This is a genomic window from Methylophilus sp. 13 (assembly GCF_015354335.1).
Lineage (GTDB): Bacteria > Pseudomonadota > Gammaproteobacteria > Burkholderiales > Methylophilaceae > Methylophilus > Methylophilus glucosoxydans.
The window spans coordinates 431,553-446,458 of sequence record NZ_JADKYR010000002.1 but is presented as its reverse complement, the minus strand read 5'-3'; the positions used below and the strand labels follow the sequence as shown (position 1 = coordinate 446,458).

Here is a 14,906-nt window from a genome sequence, read left to right as displayed (position 1 = left end):
ATGACAATAAAACAAATCCTGATCTTGATTCCGATGTTGCCTTTGCTGGCTGCGGCCGCTGTTGGCCTCTTTAGGAATTACTTACCACGCTGGGCCGCACATGTGTTGACCATCGCTGGCGTCGGCGCGGCATTTGCCTTGTCTGCCTACATTTTTAACCAGACCCTGAATGGCTTCACGCTCAACGAAGCGGTGTATACCTGGCTCAACTCGGGTGACGTGCATTTTGAAGTGGGCTTCCTGATTGATAACCTGAGTGCCATGATGATGGTCGTGGTGACTTTTGTGTCACTCATGGTGCATATTTATACCATCGGCTACATGGAAGAAGACCCAGGCTATAGTCGCTTCTTCAGCTACATTTCGCTGTTTACCTTCTCCATGCTGATGCTGGTCATGAGCAACAACTTCATGCAGTTGTTCTTTGGCTGGGAGGCGGTCGGTCTGGTGTCATATCTGCTGATTGGTTTCTGGTTTACACGTCCCACCGCCATTTACGCCAATTTGAAAGCCTTTCTGGTTAACCGGGTAGGGGACTTCGGTTTCCTGTTGGGTATAGGCATGGTGCTGTATTACTTTGGTAGCCTGGATTACGCCACCGTGTTTCAGCGCGCCCCTGAGTTTGCCAATACACAAGTTAACTTGATTGGTAGTTGCAACTGGTCCCTGATGACAGTCACTTGCCTGTTATTGTTTGTCGGCGCCATGGGTAAATCTGCACAAGTTCCGCTGCATGTCTGGCTGCCAGACTCCATGGAAGGTCCAACGCCAATTTCTGCGCTGATTCACGCTGCCACTATGGTGACTGCGGGTATCTTTATGGTTGCACGTATGTCGCCATTGTATGAGTTGTCTACGACTGCTTTATCAACCGTGATGGTGATCGGTGCGATCACTGCGCTGTTCATGGGCTTCCTGGGTATTATCCAGAACGATATCAAGCGCGTGGTGGCCTATTCGACCTTGTCGCAACTCGGGTATATGACTGTTGCATTGGGTGCATCAGCCTATTCTGTAGCCATTTTCCATCTGATGACCCATGCGTTCTTTAAGGCGTTGTTATTCCTGGGTGCCGGTTCTGTGATTATGGGTATGCACCACGACCAGGATATCCGCAACATGGGTAACCTCAAGAAATACCTGCCGGTCACCTGGATCACCTCATTGATCGGTTCTCTGGCCTTGATTGGCACGCCGTTCTTTGCCGGGTTTTATTCCAAGGACAGCATCATCGAAGCGGTTGAGTTGTCGCATATCCCTGGGAGTGGTTTTGCCTATTTTGCCGTGATTGTCGGTGTGTTTGTGACCGCATTCTATTCATTCCGTTTGTACTTCCTGGTATTCCACGGTGAGGAAAAGTGGCGCCATGCCAAACATGATGACCATGCACATGTCGCACATGCAGACGCACACCATGACGACGCGCATCCTGATGATCATGCACATGACGAAGAGCATCATCATGGCCTGGGACCAAACGATGATCCGCATGAGCCAGGCTGGGTCGTTACCTTGCCATTGGCGTTGCTGGCGATCCCCTCACTGGTGATTGGTTACATTGCACTGGAACCGATGCTGTACGGTGATTTCTTCAAAAATGTGATTTTTGTGAATCCTGAAGCGCATCCTGCCATGGAGCACCTCGCCCATCACTACCATGAGTTCATGCATAGTCCGGCAGGCATGGCGATTCATGGCTTTACCAGTCTGCCATTTTTCCTGGCGGCCTCCGGGGTGGCACTGTCATGGTTCTTCTATATGAAGCGTCCGGATATCCCTGCTGCAATCAAAGCCCGCTTTATCGTGATTTACAACATCCTTGAAAACAAATACGGTTTTGACAGCTTTAACGAGAAGTTTTTTGCCGGAGGTTCACGCTGTCTGGGCGGCTTGTTGTGGAAGTTTGGTGACATCACGTTGATTGATGGCGCCATGGTCAACGGCACCGCCAATACCATGGGCAAGATTTCTGCCAAAATACGCACGCTGCAATCCGGTTTAATTTATCACTACGCCTTTGCCATGATTATTGGCGTATTCCTTCTTATGACTTTCTTTATCAAAATTAACTAATGATGCAAGCCGACCTCACAAGTATTTCCTGGTTAAGTCTGGCCGTCTGGCTGCCGGTATTGTCTGGCGTGCTGGTGTTGTTGCTAGGCGGTGACCAAAAGGCCACATTGACTCGATGGCTGGCATTGGTAGGTAGCCTGGTCAGTTTTCTGGTGACTGTGCCGCTGTACACGCAGTTTGATATTCACGACGGCTTCTTCCAGTTTGAAGAATTGCTGCCCTGGGTACCGGCCTTCAATATGCATTACCACCTGGGGGTGGACGGCTTTTCAATGCCGTTGGTGCTGTTAACCAGTTTTACCACGGTGATTGTGGTACTGGCAGGTTGGGAAGTGATTACCAAACATGTGGCACAGTACATGGCGGCCTTCCTGATCATGAGCGGGATCATGATTGGTGTGTTCACCGCGCTTGATGCGATTCTGTATTACGTCTTCTGGGAAGCGATGCTGATTCCGATGTTCCTGGTGATTGGCATCTGGGGCGGGCCTAACCGCGTCTACGCTACCATCAAGTTTTTCCTGTATACCTTGCTGGGCTCCTTGTTGATGCTGGTCGCTTTTATTTACCTGTATCACCAGACTGGCAGTTTCGAGTTGGCTGATTACTATTTGTTACCGCTCAGCCTGCAAGCGCAAATCTATATTTTCATTGCCTTCTTCATGGCGTTTGCGGTGAAAATCCCGATGTGGCCAGTGCATACCTGGTTGCCGGATGCGCACGTTGAAGCACCTACGGGTGGTTCTGTGGTGCTGGCGGCCATTGCACTGAAACTTGGCGGCTACAGCTTTCTGCGATTTGCCATGCCGATTGCTCCGGATGCAGCCCATTACTTCACTTCAGCCATGGTCGCGCTGTCGCTGATTGCAGTGGTCTACATCGCACTGGTCGCGCTGGTGCAAAAAGACATGAAGAAGCTGATTGCTTATTCTTCGATCTCGCACATGGGCTTTGTCACTTTGGGCTTCTTCATGTTTAGCCAGTTGGCGCTTGAGGGGGCCTTGGTGCAAATGATTTCACATGGCTTTATTTCTTCTGCGATGTTCCTGAGCGTAGGTGTGTTATACGACCGCGTCCATAGCCGTGAAATTTCCGCGTATGGTGGCGTGGTTAACAAGATGCCTGTGTTTGCCGCCTTTGCCGTGTTGTTTGCCATGGCCAACAGTGGCTTGCCTGGCACCTCCGGCTTTGTGGGCGAGTTTATGGTGATTCTGGCCGCAGTCAAATTCAATTTCTGGGTGGCTTTCTTTGCCGCGACGACCTTGATATTTGGTGCCGCCTATACGCTGTGGATGACCAAGCGTGTGTTCTTTGGCAATGTGACAAATCATCACGTGGCCGAACTGAGCGACCTCAGCAAACGTGAGTTCCTGATCTTGGGTATTCTGGCCATCTTGGTGATTGGTTTCGGCGTCTATCCACAAGCACTGACCGAAGTGATGCAGGCAACCAGCACAGAGTTCCTGAAACATATGGCGATTTCCAAATTGCCCGTCACAGGCTATTAAAAGCAGGATTTTAAAAAATGGATAATATGCAATTTGACTTGCTCGCCCTGTTGCCGGAAATGGTTGTATTGGGCATGGCCATGTTTATTTTGTTGCTGGATTTGTTCATCCTGCCACAAAACCGCTTCATGATTTATGGATTAAGTCAGCTGACCTTGCTTGCGGCCGCCTTCTTTACTTTTAAAACGCATACCCCAGCGGTGGGCTTTGCCTTCTCGCACATGTTTATCGACGATACCTTGTCAGACGTCATCAAAATGATGATGTATCTGGGCACCTCGTTGATCCTGGTATATACCCGCAAATACCTGCAAGACCGTAACCTCTATCGTGGTGAGTTTTATGCCATGGTCCTGTTCGGCTTGCTCGGTATGATGATCATGGTGTCAGGCCACAACCTGCTGACCATTTATATGGGCCTGGAATTGCTGTCACTGTGCCTCTACTCTCTGGTAGCCTTTGATCGCGATAATCCAAGAGCGTCCGAGTCGGCCATGAAATATTTTGTGTTAGGTGCACTCGCTTCAGGGATGCTGCTATATGGCATGAGTATGCTGTATGGCATGACTGGCAGCCTGGATGTCAGTGATATTGCCAACAGCATTAGTCAGCAGCCCAAGAGCCCTGTGCTGATCATGGGCTTGGTGTTTCTGGTTGCCGGTATTGCCTTCAAGTTTGGCGCTGTCCCGTTCCAGATGTGGGTGCCCGATGTCTATCAGGGGTCGCCAACTCCGATGACACTGTTAATTGGCTCCGTGCCAAAACTGGCGGCTTATGCGATGACCGTGCGTCTGTTGGTGCAAGGTCTGCATCCGCTGGCCATGGACTGGCAGGATATGCTGATGTTAATGGCGGTGTTGTCCATCATCATCGGTAACTTTAGCGCGATTGTGCAGACCAACCTCAAGCGTATGTTGGCATATTCCACGATTTCGCATGTTGGGTTCATTCTGTTCGGCATGATGAGTGCCAATGCCAATGGCTTTGCTTCCAGCTTCTTTTACATCAGTGCCTATGTCCTGATGTCAATTGCCGGCTTCGGTATCATTCTGGTATTGAGCCGTCAGGGCTTTGAAGCCGAAGAGATCAACGATCTCAAAGGGCTTAACCAGCGCCATCCATGGTTTGCTTTCCTCATGTTGATCATTATGTTCAGCATGGCCGGTATTCCGCCTACCATTGGTTTTTATGCCAAATTCACCGTATTGCAGGCCGCCTGGCAGGCTGGCTTCACCTGGCAGGTGGTGTTTGCCGTGCTGATGGCGACTATTGGTGCGTTCTACTATCTCAACATCGTGCGTAAAATGTATTTTGATGCACCGGAAGACCATACACCGCTGTCCGCACCGATCGATATGCGCTTTATCCTCAGTGTGCATACCCTGGCGTTACTGGGCTTGGGCTTGTTCCCTGAAATTCTATTAGGCGTCTGCGGGCATAGCTTGCTGATGAGTCTGCAATAAGATGGCTACCAAACTCATTTTTTTGTTGCTCATGTTGTTTTTGGCAAACCTGGCCTGGATTTCGGATAAGTGGCTGGGTTTGGTCGGCAATATTCAGCAGCTATGGCAGCGTTTTGCCGCCATGTTGCCTGCCTATTTCATCACGCTGCTGATTGGCTACCTGGTTGAGCGTTATGTGATGGGACAAGTCTGGCCGCAAGGCTGGGAGTTCTACAGTGTCACGCTATGCCTGTTTCTGGTGTTTTCATTCCCGGGCTTTGTCTATCGGGTACTCTGGAAATAAAGCCTGCGTGAATGTACAAGGGCTACTCCTTGGCATGCGCTCATCGCATAAGCACCCGTCATATTTAATTCATCAATCTTTCACGCTAATTTAAAGCATCCGGTTCAGACTAGGCTTACCCAACAAGCATAGTCGGGGGAAGCCCCGGAAAGGACCTGCGATGCTGAAACTACAACAAACACTGGGATGGGTGCAGTCGGTCGATAGCCGACTGTGTGTCAAAGTCAGCCATACCGGACAATATCGCCTGATACGCAACCTGTTTCGCGCCATTTCGCGTATGGGCGATGGTATGTTCTGGTATTTGCTCATGCTGGTGATTGCCATCAGCCAAGGCCAGCACGGTCTTTACGTCTGCCTGCATATGTTGACCGTAGGACTGAGCGGTACACTGGTCTATAAATGGTTGAAACATCGCACCAGCCGTCCACGACCCTTTCAGGTGCGTCAGGATGTCTTGTTGAGTGGCACACCGCTGGATTACTTCAGTTTTCCATCAGGGCATACCTTGCACGCGGTGGCGTTTGGCATGGTGGCCGTGCATTATTACCCGCAACTGTTTCCTGTCGTTTATCCGTTTGTCATGTTAGTTGGCATCTCACGTGTCGTGCTGGGCTTGCATTATCCGAGTGACGTCTTGGCAGGGGGCTTGATTGGGTACACGCTGGTCGCTTTGTACGCGCCGCTGTTTTAATCGCCATACACATGCGTTAGCATGCGTAAAAACGGATACCTTGGTATCCGTTTTTGTTTGTGGCAGCTCACGCCATCAATGGGTTTCGACCAACTGATTCACCAAATGCATGACAATAGGCCGCACAATCAGCACACAACAGAAAGCGACAGGCATCGCAAGTGTATAAGCATGGATGACACGCGCCACATAACCGGCCTGTAAGCCACTGTTGGCAGCTACAATGACCATAGACATCAAAAAGGCCATGATGCCTGCCATAAAAAAGGCAAAGACATAAGGCGTAAATTGCTTGGGGATCTTGCGGAAAGTCGTTCTGGTTTGATTCATGGTGGTTCTCCTAATGTGTGGTGACACTATAAAAGCTCACACAGTTGTCGGGTAGAGGCTTGAAGATTTAATCACTATAAAGTTAAACTATCGAATCAATCATGCTATTCGATAGTTTATGGATACCTTAAGAAGCATAGAAAGCTTTGTAAAAGCGGTACAGGCCGGCAGTATTGCGGCGGGTGCGCGGTTGCAAGGCATTACGGCGGCAGCGGCCAGCCAGAATATCCAGCGTCTGGAAAAGTCATTGGGGACGCGCTTGTTGATGCGAACCACGCGCAAGCTGGCGCTGACAGAAAGTGGTGCGCTTTATTATGCAGAGGTCCAGCATCTGGTAGACGTGCTGGCCAGGGCACAATCGGCCATTACCGAGTTTCACGGGCAACCGCAGGGGCGCTTACGGATTGGTTCCTCGGTGGCTTTTGGCCGTCATGTCTTAATGCCGTTGATCCCGGCATTTAGCCGCCGTTTCCCGCAAGTGTCTCTGGAGCTGATTCTGTCTGATCGTAGCCTGGATCATGTGGCAGAGGATATCGATATCAGCATCCGTTTCAAACAGCAGCTAGAGCCTGGACTGATTGCCAGGAAAATCGCGAGCGTCCCCGTACTGTTTTGTGCTGCACCGGACTATCTGCAACGCAAAGGCCTGCCTCAGACCCCAGAAGACTTATCGCAACATGATTGCCTGTTGTTCCGCATCCCGGTGGATGGACGCTTGTTGAACTGGAGTTTTAACCGCAATGGCATGTTATACGAGCCTGAAATCATCCCTAGCATCGTTTGCAATGATATCGACTCCATTTTTCAACTTGCTTTGGCGGGGGCGGGAATTGCGCGCCTGGCTGCATTCGTCGTCAATCACGCAATTAAAAAGGGTACGCTGATCCCGCTGTTTCAGCCTTCCGCCCAACAGCCGGAGGCGATGGCAGCCGAGAGCGTCCCCTTAGAGTTTTATGCCTGTTATCGCGACAAGTACGCCATGACCAACAAGGTACGCGCATTTATGGATTATCTGGTGAGCGCGATCCCGCAGTCTTGGGAATGAGGCCCAATGCGGCACGCAAAGCCTGTGCCTTGATCAAGGCAACATGCTGTTTTTGACGAAGATTGTCGCGGCATCTTTCAATTTGTCAAATACTTGTTGCTAATATTTGATATTACGTGCATAGTACCAACTCACGAAGTTCAAGTAGTGTTGTTGTTCCCCGGTTCTATCTTTTGGTTCTATCGTTACTTCTCGCCATCTTGATCCTCGTTTTAATGGGCAACCGCCCGCATTTTTATTTTTTGTACAAGGATTTATTATGGTGACAGGTTCTGTTAAATGGTTTAACGACTCTAAAGGTTTTGGTTTTATTACTCCGGATAACGGCGGCGAAGATTTGTTCGCGCACTTCTCTGCAATTCAATCTGCTGGCTTCAAAACACTCAAAGAAAACCAACGCGTGAGCTTTGAAGTGGCAACAGGCCCTAAAGGCAAACAAGCGGCAAACATTCAAATCATTGAGTAATTCAATGGTTTTCGGCAAGGCTGTGTATGCAGCCTCCGAGAAAAGCCCGGAGTTTCCGGGCTTTTTTATTTTGAAACGACTTACTTTTTAGGGGGATAGCGATGGCTAAAGAAGAATTAATCGAAATGCAGGGTGCAGTGACGGAAATTTTGCCTGATGCCCGTTATCGGGTGAAGTTGGATAATGGTCACGAGTTGATCGCTTATACCGGCGGCAAAATGCGCAAACACAAAATCCGTATTTTGGCTGGCGATAAAATCACCATTGAAATGTCCCCTTATGACATGGACAAAGGCCGGATTATTTTCCGCCACCTTGAGCCGCGTAAACCTTTCTAAGCGCTGCCACCTAGCATACGCGCTACTTAACTGAGTTGACCTATCTGCTGCAAGACGGCCTGTAGCGCTACTCTGTCCTGATATATTGTGCTTTCCAACTTGAGGAAGGCTTCAATACGCGTGCGCAGAATCCGGTAGGCTTGCTCAAAGCTGGCCGCAATCTCAGCCTCGGTGCCAGTCGCCTTGGCTGGATCATCCACCCCCCAATGTGCACGGAGCACATTGCCTAGATAGGCAGGGCAGGTTTCACCGGCTGCGTTGCTGCAGACGGTGATGACAATGTCAGGTGTTTCCCCAATCTCGTCCCAGGACTTGCTGAAATAGCCTGTTGTGGCAATGCCTTTGGCCTGCAGGAGGGCAATTGAGCGAGGATGCACCTTACCCGTAGGATGGCTGCCGGCACTTTGTGCCCGCATGCCTGCTGGCGCAAGGTGATTAAAGGTGGCTTCGGCAATGATGGAGCGGCAGGAGTTGCCGGTACATAAAAACAGGATGCGCATATTACACACTTTCATACCAATGTTTAGAACGGTTTACGATGGCGACGATAGACAGCATGACTGGCACTTCTATCAACACACCGACCACTGTTGCAAGTGCGGCGCCCGAGTCAAACCCGAACAAAGCAATCGCTGTCGCCACAGCAAGTTCAAAAAAGTTAGACGCGCCAATCAGTGCAGAGGGGCCCGCCACACAATGGGCGACCTTGAATTGTTTATTCAGCCAGTAGGCCAGCAGGGCGTTGAAATAGACCTGGATCAAAATCGGCACCGCCAGCAAGGCAATCACCAACGGTTGCGACAGGATTTGCCCGCCTTGAAAAGCAAACAGCAACACCAGCGTCAACAATAACGCTGACATGGAAAAGGGGTGGATGGTTTGAAGGGTGCCTGCGAATCGATGAGGCCCTTTTGCCAGCAGCCAATGCCGTAGCAGTTGACTCAATATCAGTGGCACAACGATAAACAGGCTCACTGACACCAGCAAGGTTTGCCAGGGGATGATAATGCTGGATAGCCCCAGCAAGAGTGCGACCAGGGGGGCAAACGCGATCAGCATGATGGCATCATTGATGGCCACCTGCGACAAGGTGAATTTGGGCTCACCCTGACATAAATTGCTCCAGACAAATACCATCGCTGTACAGGGTGCGGCAGCCAGTAAAATCAGCCCGGCAATATAACTGTCAATTTGCTTGGCGAGTAACCAGTCGGCAAACAGGTGACGAATGAACAGCCAGGCGAGCAAGGCCATGGAAAACGGCTTCACCAGCCAGTTAATCACCAGGGTGACCGTGATGCCTTTGGCATGGCCCAATACCTCGCGCATGGCGCCAAAATCCACCTTGAGCAGCATGGGGATAATCATGAGCCAGATCAGGGCGGCCACGGGCAAGTTCACCTCTGCCCATTTCAACGCTCCCAGCGCTTGAAAAAAATCTGGGGCAAGTTTGCCCAGTGCTATGCCTGTGATAATGCACGCCAGTACCCACCAGGTCAGATGGCGCTCAAAATTTCCAATACCTGAAGCTTGATTTGTCATCGGCTTAAACATCCTTCTTTTTGATTTGAATACTGACTGGCTGTGCCATCGGGGTGCAGCAGGGGGCTGAAGCAGTTGTTTTCCCAGCATCGTTAAATGTAGGTGCACTTTCCAGCGTCAAATAGCTTTCCCAGGCCAGGCCAGAGGGGTCCTGCACCCAATGTTTATCCGATTTGGCATAACAACAAGTAGTGTCGGTTTGTGATAACACCGCCATGTCTGCCGCTTGCAATCGTGCCTGAATCACTTCCAGTTCTGCGGCGGTTTCTACTTGGATGCCAACGTGATCCAGCCCCGGTGCCTGGCCGCGGGCACTGATGGCAAAATTCACGCGCGGATCTTCAAGCATCCATTTGGCATAGTCTGCCTTTTCAACGCTAGGACCAATCCCAAATAGCGTCGAATAAAAGCGGATGCTCTGTGGCAGATCGGTCACGCGGACATGCAGGTGCATACGTTTCATCGGGTTTCCTTGGAGGTTGGTAAACATTGCAGCTCAGGGCAACAGGCGCTATTGCCACCACAGCAGTTTTCGGTGAGATAAGCCAGCAAGCCATTCATCTGTGCATAGTTGGCCGTGTAATAAATAAAACGGCTTTCCTGGCGGGCGCAAATCAGGTTGGCATGGGTCAGCGCCTTCAAATGAAAAGACAGCGTGCTGTTCGCAATCTGTAATGCGTCTGACAGCACGCCGGCCGCCAAGCCTTCCGGCCCTGCCTGGACCAGACATCTAAAAATGTCCAGTCGTGCTGATTGGGCAATGGCAGACAGTGCAGTGAGCGCTTGTTCTTTATTCATGTTTCTATATTTCCACAAATATGGAAATATATCAAGTGCTGTGTCTGCTGAAAAAATACAGCAGGGATTGCAGCGAAGAAAAAGCCCTGCAAGGCAGGGCGGGTGTGTTTATTCAGGCGAGGGCAAGAGCCATTGGGTTAAGCGTTGCAGCCAAGCTGTGATCAACAAAATGCTGACAGAATTTGCAGTTTTCTAGTGTCAGTTCGAATGACATTGGCTGTAAAAATAACGGTAGCCAAGGTTTGCGGTAAGGTGGGCAGTTCGGTATCGGCATGTATATATTCTAAGTAGACGCTTTTTTCAGTGTGGCCTCCTGAGTGCTCCCCCCTTGCTGGCATCTCTGCCAATATATTTATGAATATGGCCGTAAGAGTACGCTGATGGAAGCGATGCAGATGAACAAGGCACGGCCTATGCTTGCAAGAAAGCGTTGTACCAGAAGGCCGTCGAGCGATACCTGCAGGGGCCTGCCGCCTTTCTGGTAGCGGCGCTGAGTCAGCCGACCGCACGACAGGTGATAGAGCACATCCCTACGCAAGCCGCCAATATGCTGGCTAAAACCCACCATCCTGCCGGGTATCTGGTTATACAAAGGCGCACTGGCTTGCAGCACCGAAGCCGAAGCCATGAAAGCCTTTTTGAATGGTTATCGCATGACCATGGAGCAGAAATTAGGCAAGCGCTTTTCGATTGCGGTACAAGCGGGAGAAATTGCAGCTAGTGTAGAGGTGAGCTTACTGGCCAAGCTGGTAATGACTGTCCATCAAGGCATGACCCTAAAAGCCGTGCATGGCGAGTCAGAAGGCGCTTGCGTCGATAGCCAGCAGCATGAGCCGGTAATTGACGCAAGACTTCATGCCGACCCAAACAACGACTGAGCGTGGTTAAACGGCATTGCGTACCAAGGTCATGGCCGCCAGTTTGGCACGGTTGGCGGCGCCGGTATTGGGTGTGAGGCGCTCCACCAGGGCGGCGCCTTCAAACAGAATGGTCAACTGCTGGCCGAGCGCTTCCGGGTCTTTGGCGCCTGCGTCGCGGGCAATCTTGCATAAAAAGCCTTGCAACTCCTTGGATAGCACCACTGAGTATTGATTGATCGGATGATCTTGCTCAGGAAATTCGACGGCGGCAATGTGAAAGGGCAGGCCGCGAAACGCGGGCTGGCTGATCCATTGCTCCATCAATTCACACAATAACAGCAATAACTCCAGCGACTCTGCCTTGCGAGAGGTGAGTTGAGCGGTGAGCCAGGCGTAAAATTTGTCCGATTTGTCACGCAAATAGGCGGTAATCAGCAGATTCTTGCTCGGAAAGTGTTTGTACAGCGTCGCCTTGGCAACCCCGGCTTCGAGGATAATGGTATCCACGCCAGAAGCCTGGATGCCGCGGCTGTCAAACAGCGTGCTTGCAATGTTCAGAATTTTATCTCGCATGTTCATCTGGTATATCCCTTTTTTCCCGATTCAGGGCTAGTATTTTTATTCTCTTGGTAAACGATCCCGTCCTTGCGGACGCATCAACTCTTGCGGATACAAGCAGCTGACATAGCCCAGGGCTTGTCTTAAATGCTCCACTTGCTCCACATCCACCTTGCCTTCAGTCACAAACATCAAAAAGGCCTGACGCTGGGCTTCTGGTAACATCGCTGCCTGCGGTAACTGGCAACTGCCACTTTGCATTTTCTGGTAGGCCAGGTTGAGTAAACTCAATGTCACCGGGTCTGCCGTGCCGCCGCCAGCGTGGCTGACTGCGGTCTCTAATGGGGAGGCCTCTTCTGTGACAGGCTTGTGTGGGGCCGTACTCAAGCTCATCCAGATCACGCAGAGGCTGACCAGTGCACCAAATGACCAGCTGCGCTGCCATGTTGTGCTGCCCAATTGGCTATGCACAGACTGCTCAAACAATTGCCATGCACGCGCTGACCCAGTTTGTGTATGCACCTGTATCGCGCCAACGGCCAGGAAAAACCACTGGTCGAGCAGGGCGGCTGGCAGGGCTGCACTGGATTGCTGTTGCGCCTGCTCCAGTAATTGCCGTAATGCCGCAATATCCTGCGCATTCAACGCAACCGCCTTGCCGCTGCGTTGAATGCGTTGCTGGTTCCAATCCATCAGTGCATCACGCAACTGGTAAAACGGGGCATGTTTTGCCCATTGCCGCAGCCCCAAGCGCCACAGCGCCTGGCTGGCATAGGTCATGCCCCTGCGCGTCATGGACTGCCTGGTCTGATTCACAATCGCTAAAAAATTCACCCGGTGACCCCTAAAATTCGCTTGCTTTTTTTTTGTTGGCTGAAGTAGACTGGAAAAAAAGTGAACAGACCTGTCTGCATATTATCGTGTGACTGGCTAAAATGCAAGCAGGGGTTCATTCATCTTTTCAGCGGCCCGATTGGCATCATAGCCCTGGCTGCATTGCTTAACAAGGGATAGACAATGACATCTGCATCTGTAGCAAGCCAACTGGCGGACTGGCGCGATCATGCGCTGACGCTGGAGCATGAAGTGAAAAAAGTGATGGTGGGTCAGGACCAGGCCATCCGCGCCATTAATATTGCCATTTTTGCCCGCGGTCATGTCTTGCTCGAAGGCGGCGTGGGGGTGGGTAAAACCACCTTGCTGCAATCGATTGCGCGCGGTCTGGGCGGCGCTTATGAGCGGATTGAGGGCACGGTAGACCTGATGCCCAATGACCTCATTTACCATACTTTTCTCGGTGAAGATGGTCGCCCCAAGGTCGAAGAGGGGCCATTGCTGCGCGCCGGTGAGCAACTGTCGGTCTTTTTCTTCAACGAAATCAACCGTGCCCGCCCGCAAGTTCATGCCTTGATGTTGCGGGTCATGGCCGAGCGTCATGTCACCGCCTTCAAAAAAGAATACCGCTTGCCGCATATGCTGGTATTTGCGGACCGTAACCAGGTCGAGAAAAATGAAACCTTCGAGATTCCTTCCGCTGCGCGCGATCGGTTCATGATGGAAATCCCGATTGATATTCCAGACGATCGCAATTTGCGCAAGGCACTGATGTTTGATGTCAAATTCCAGCATGCAGAGCGCCTCACGCAGCAAGTCCAGTCCGGCGTGCTGGCCTATGACCAGCTGAATGCGTTTTCAGATGTGCTGCAAAGCCATATTCAGGCCAGTGACGTGTTACAGGAGTATGCGCTGGATTTATGGCAGGCGACGCAATCCCCGGCAGCGTTCGGCGTGCGTCTGGAGAGTGTGGATGTTAACCGCCTGATTCATACCGGCGCCAGCCCGCGCGGCATGGGGATGCTGCTCAAGGCCGCGCGTGTGCATGCCTGGCTCATGCAGCGCGAGCATTTGTATCCAGAGGATATCCATGCCGTCTTTCATGAAATCATCGCGCACCGCCTGGTATTGAATCCGATGTTCGAGAGCCGCCGTACGCAACTGTCCCGTGAGCTGACCCAGCAGATTCTTGCCACGGTCAGCGTCCCGGAACGGGCCAAAGCCGCATGATGCCAGACCATGATACCCGATAAAGTACAGTCCTTTTTTTACCAGGTGCCGTGGCGTTCAGCCAGTGTGCATAGCGGAGCGCATCAGGGGGTTCAGCGCGGCATTGGTGATGAGTTCAGCAAGCATGTCTCGCTGGTGGATTATCCAGATGCCAGACGGCTGGATTTGCGGCAAACCTTGCGTGACCCTTATGAACAGATCCAGATCCGGGTTTTCAAGCAAGAGGCTTCCACGCCGCTGTATGCCTTGTGTGATTTGTCCAGTTCCATGCAGTTCAAGGGGCACGTCAGCAAATATGAAACCTTGCAGGCGATAGCGGCTGCGGTTGCCTGCTCTGCCCATGAAAACAGCGATTTGTTCGGCATGGTCTGCTACCAGCATCGTGTGCTGCCAGAGCTTAGCCTGGCACCCGGGCACCACGCGCAACAATCCTTTGACACCATTGCGCAACTGACAGAAGTTGAGGCGGGGCCTCAGGATGGACAAGGGATTGTAGAGGCGACGGCCTGGCTGGGGCAGCAAAAAGGACTGGTGTTCTGGATCTCGGATTTTCACCTGCCCTTGTCGCTGATTGAGCAAAGTCTGAACAGTCTGTCTAACCATCAGGTGATTCCGCTGGTGTTATGGGATCCACAGGAATATGAGCGCTTGCCACGGTTGGGCTTTGGCAATTTGCAAGATCCCGAGACCGGGCAGCAAAAAACTATTTTTTTCCGGCCCGCTTTGCGTGCCCGCTTTGTGGCGCAGTTTGAGCAGCGCAAGCAAGCGCTGGATCAATTATTCGCCAGGTTTGAGATTCGCCCGTTGTATGTCACAGGCGCGTTTGAAGCGGCGATGCTTTCCGATTATTTTGAACAACTTATTCAATAGCGTGTGGCGATGAA

The 14,906-nt window shown here is 51.4% G+C and carries 19 protein-coding genes; 11 read left to right on the top strand and 8 right to left on the bottom strand.

What is annotated here, in order from left to right; all coding sequences use genetic code 11:
• The 5 genes from nuoL to INP77_RS06280 all read left to right on the top strand — a co-directional run bounded on the left by nuoL (position 1) and on the right by INP77_RS06280 (position 6,021).
• The gene (gene nuoL / locus INP77_RS06300; protein WP_194748168.1) at positions 1-2,073 is read left to right on the top strand and encodes an NADH-quinone oxidoreductase subunit L; all 2,073 of its coding nucleotides are present in this window, start codon (positions 1-3) and stop codon (positions 2,071-2,073) included.
• The gene (locus tag INP77_RS06295) at positions 2,073-3,581 is read left to right on the top strand and encodes an NADH-quinone oxidoreductase subunit M (RefSeq protein ID WP_194748167.1); all 1,509 of its coding nucleotides are present in this window, start codon (positions 2,073-2,075) and stop codon (positions 3,579-3,581) included. The genes nuoL and INP77_RS06295 overlap by 1 nt, the downstream gene beginning before the upstream one ends.
• Before the next feature lie 17 nt (positions 3,582-3,598).
• Positions 3,599-5,044, top strand: a complete 1,446-nt coding sequence (gene nuoN, locus INP77_RS06290) for an NADH-quinone oxidoreductase subunit NuoN (protein ID WP_194748166.1) — start codon at positions 3,599-3,601, stop codon at positions 5,042-5,044.
• A gap of 1 nt (position 5,045) precedes the next feature.
• Positions 5,046-5,327: a DUF2818 family protein gene (locus tag INP77_RS06285; protein ID WP_194748165.1), complete on the top strand. Its 282-nt coding sequence runs from the start codon at positions 5,046-5,048 to the stop codon at positions 5,325-5,327.
• 160 nt (positions 5,328-5,487) lie between these two features.
• Positions 5,488-6,021 (top strand): phosphatase PAP2 family protein, encoded by a 534-nt coding sequence (locus INP77_RS06280; RefSeq protein WP_194748164.1) that lies wholly within the window; start codon positions 5,488-5,490, stop codon positions 6,019-6,021.
• Between the two features lie 75 nt (positions 6,022-6,096).
• Here INP77_RS06280 and INP77_RS06275 read toward each other — a convergent pair whose 3' ends face one another.
• Entirely contained in the window at positions 6,097-6,351 is a 255-nt protein-coding gene (locus INP77_RS06275; RefSeq protein WP_194748163.1) for a DUF2798 domain-containing protein, read from the bottom strand.
• A 118-nt stretch (positions 6,352-6,469) separates the two neighbouring features.
• Between INP77_RS06275 and INP77_RS06270 the strand changes: the two genes are divergently transcribed.
• The 3 genes from INP77_RS06270 (at position 6,470) to infA (ending at position 8,200) form a co-directional block, all read left to right on the top strand.
• The gene (locus INP77_RS06270) at positions 6,470-7,396 is read left to right on the top strand and encodes a LysR family transcriptional regulator (protein ID WP_194748162.1); all 927 of its coding nucleotides are present in this window, start codon (positions 6,470-6,472) and stop codon (positions 7,394-7,396) included.
• A 259-nt stretch (positions 7,397-7,655) separates the two neighbouring features.
• Entirely contained in the window at positions 7,656-7,862 is a 207-nt protein-coding gene (locus INP77_RS06265; protein ID WP_018985697.1) for a cold-shock protein, read from the top strand.
• A 101-nt stretch (positions 7,863-7,963) separates the two neighbouring features.
• On the top strand, positions 7,964-8,200 hold the full coding sequence (infA, locus tag INP77_RS06260) for a translation initiation factor IF-1 (RefSeq protein ID WP_018985695.1): 237 nt from the start codon (positions 7,964-7,966) through the stop codon (positions 8,198-8,200).
• A 26-nt stretch (positions 8,201-8,226) separates the two neighbouring features.
• Here the strand turns inward: infA and INP77_RS06255 are convergent, their stop codons facing one another.
• From INP77_RS06255 to INP77_RS06235, 5 genes are all read right to left on the bottom strand, one after another.
• A complete protein-coding gene (locus INP77_RS06255) occupies positions 8,227-8,700 on the bottom strand; it encodes an arsenate reductase ArsC (protein ID WP_194748468.1) in 474 nt (157 codons plus the stop codon).
• A 1-nt stretch (position 8,701) separates the two neighbouring features.
• Positions 8,702-9,742 carry an ACR3 family arsenite efflux transporter gene (gene arsB, locus INP77_RS06250; RefSeq protein ID WP_228518755.1) on the bottom strand — a complete coding sequence of 347 codons (1,041 nt, stop codon included), beginning with the start codon at positions 9,740-9,742 and terminating at the stop codon, positions 8,702-8,704.
• A 4-nt stretch (positions 9,743-9,746) separates the two neighbouring features.
• A complete protein-coding gene (locus INP77_RS06245) occupies positions 9,747-10,205 on the bottom strand; it encodes an ArsI/CadI family heavy metal resistance metalloenzyme (RefSeq protein ID WP_194748160.1) in 459 nt (152 codons plus the stop codon).
• The gene (locus INP77_RS06240; protein WP_194748159.1) at positions 10,202-10,540 is read right to left on the bottom strand and encodes a helix-turn-helix transcriptional regulator; all 339 of its coding nucleotides are present in this window, start codon (positions 10,538-10,540) and stop codon (positions 10,202-10,204) included. Before INP77_RS06240 ends, INP77_RS06245 begins: the two co-directional genes overlap by 4 nt.
• Positions 10,541-10,892: 352 nt before the next feature.
• Positions 10,893-11,168 carry a hypothetical protein gene (locus tag INP77_RS06235; RefSeq protein WP_194748158.1) on the bottom strand — a complete coding sequence of 92 codons (276 nt, stop codon included), beginning with the start codon at positions 11,166-11,168 and terminating at the stop codon, positions 10,893-10,895.
• Here INP77_RS06235 and INP77_RS06230 point away from each other — a divergent pair.
• Positions 11,167-11,418: a hypothetical protein gene (locus tag INP77_RS06230; RefSeq protein ID WP_194748157.1), complete on the top strand. Its 252-nt coding sequence runs from the start codon at positions 11,167-11,169 to the stop codon at positions 11,416-11,418. The genes INP77_RS06235 and INP77_RS06230 overlap by 2 nt on opposite strands.
• Positions 11,419-11,424: 6 nt before the next feature.
• Here the strand turns inward: INP77_RS06230 and INP77_RS06225 are convergent, their stop codons facing one another.
• Positions 11,425-11,979, bottom strand: coding sequence for a TetR/AcrR family transcriptional regulator (locus INP77_RS06225; RefSeq protein ID WP_194748156.1), 555 nt, complete (start codon positions 11,977-11,979; stop codon positions 11,425-11,427).
• Between the two features lie 39 nt (positions 11,980-12,018).
• Positions 12,019-12,792, bottom strand: a complete 774-nt coding sequence (locus tag INP77_RS06220) for a hypothetical protein (protein ID WP_275355770.1) — start codon at positions 12,790-12,792, stop codon at positions 12,019-12,021.
• A gap of 183 nt (positions 12,793-12,975) precedes the next feature.
• Between INP77_RS06220 and INP77_RS06215 the strand changes: the two genes are divergently transcribed.
• Positions 12,976-14,022 carry a MoxR family ATPase gene (locus tag INP77_RS06215; protein WP_194748155.1) on the top strand — a complete coding sequence of 349 codons (1,047 nt, stop codon included), beginning with the start codon at positions 12,976-12,978 and terminating at the stop codon, positions 14,020-14,022.
• Positions 14,023-14,031: 9 nt separating this feature from the next.
• Complete coding sequence (locus INP77_RS06210) at positions 14,032-14,892, top strand: DUF58 domain-containing protein (RefSeq protein WP_194748154.1); 861 nt, start codon at positions 14,032-14,034, stop codon at positions 14,890-14,892.
• The last annotated feature ends 14 nt before the right edge of the window (positions 14,893-14,906 follow it).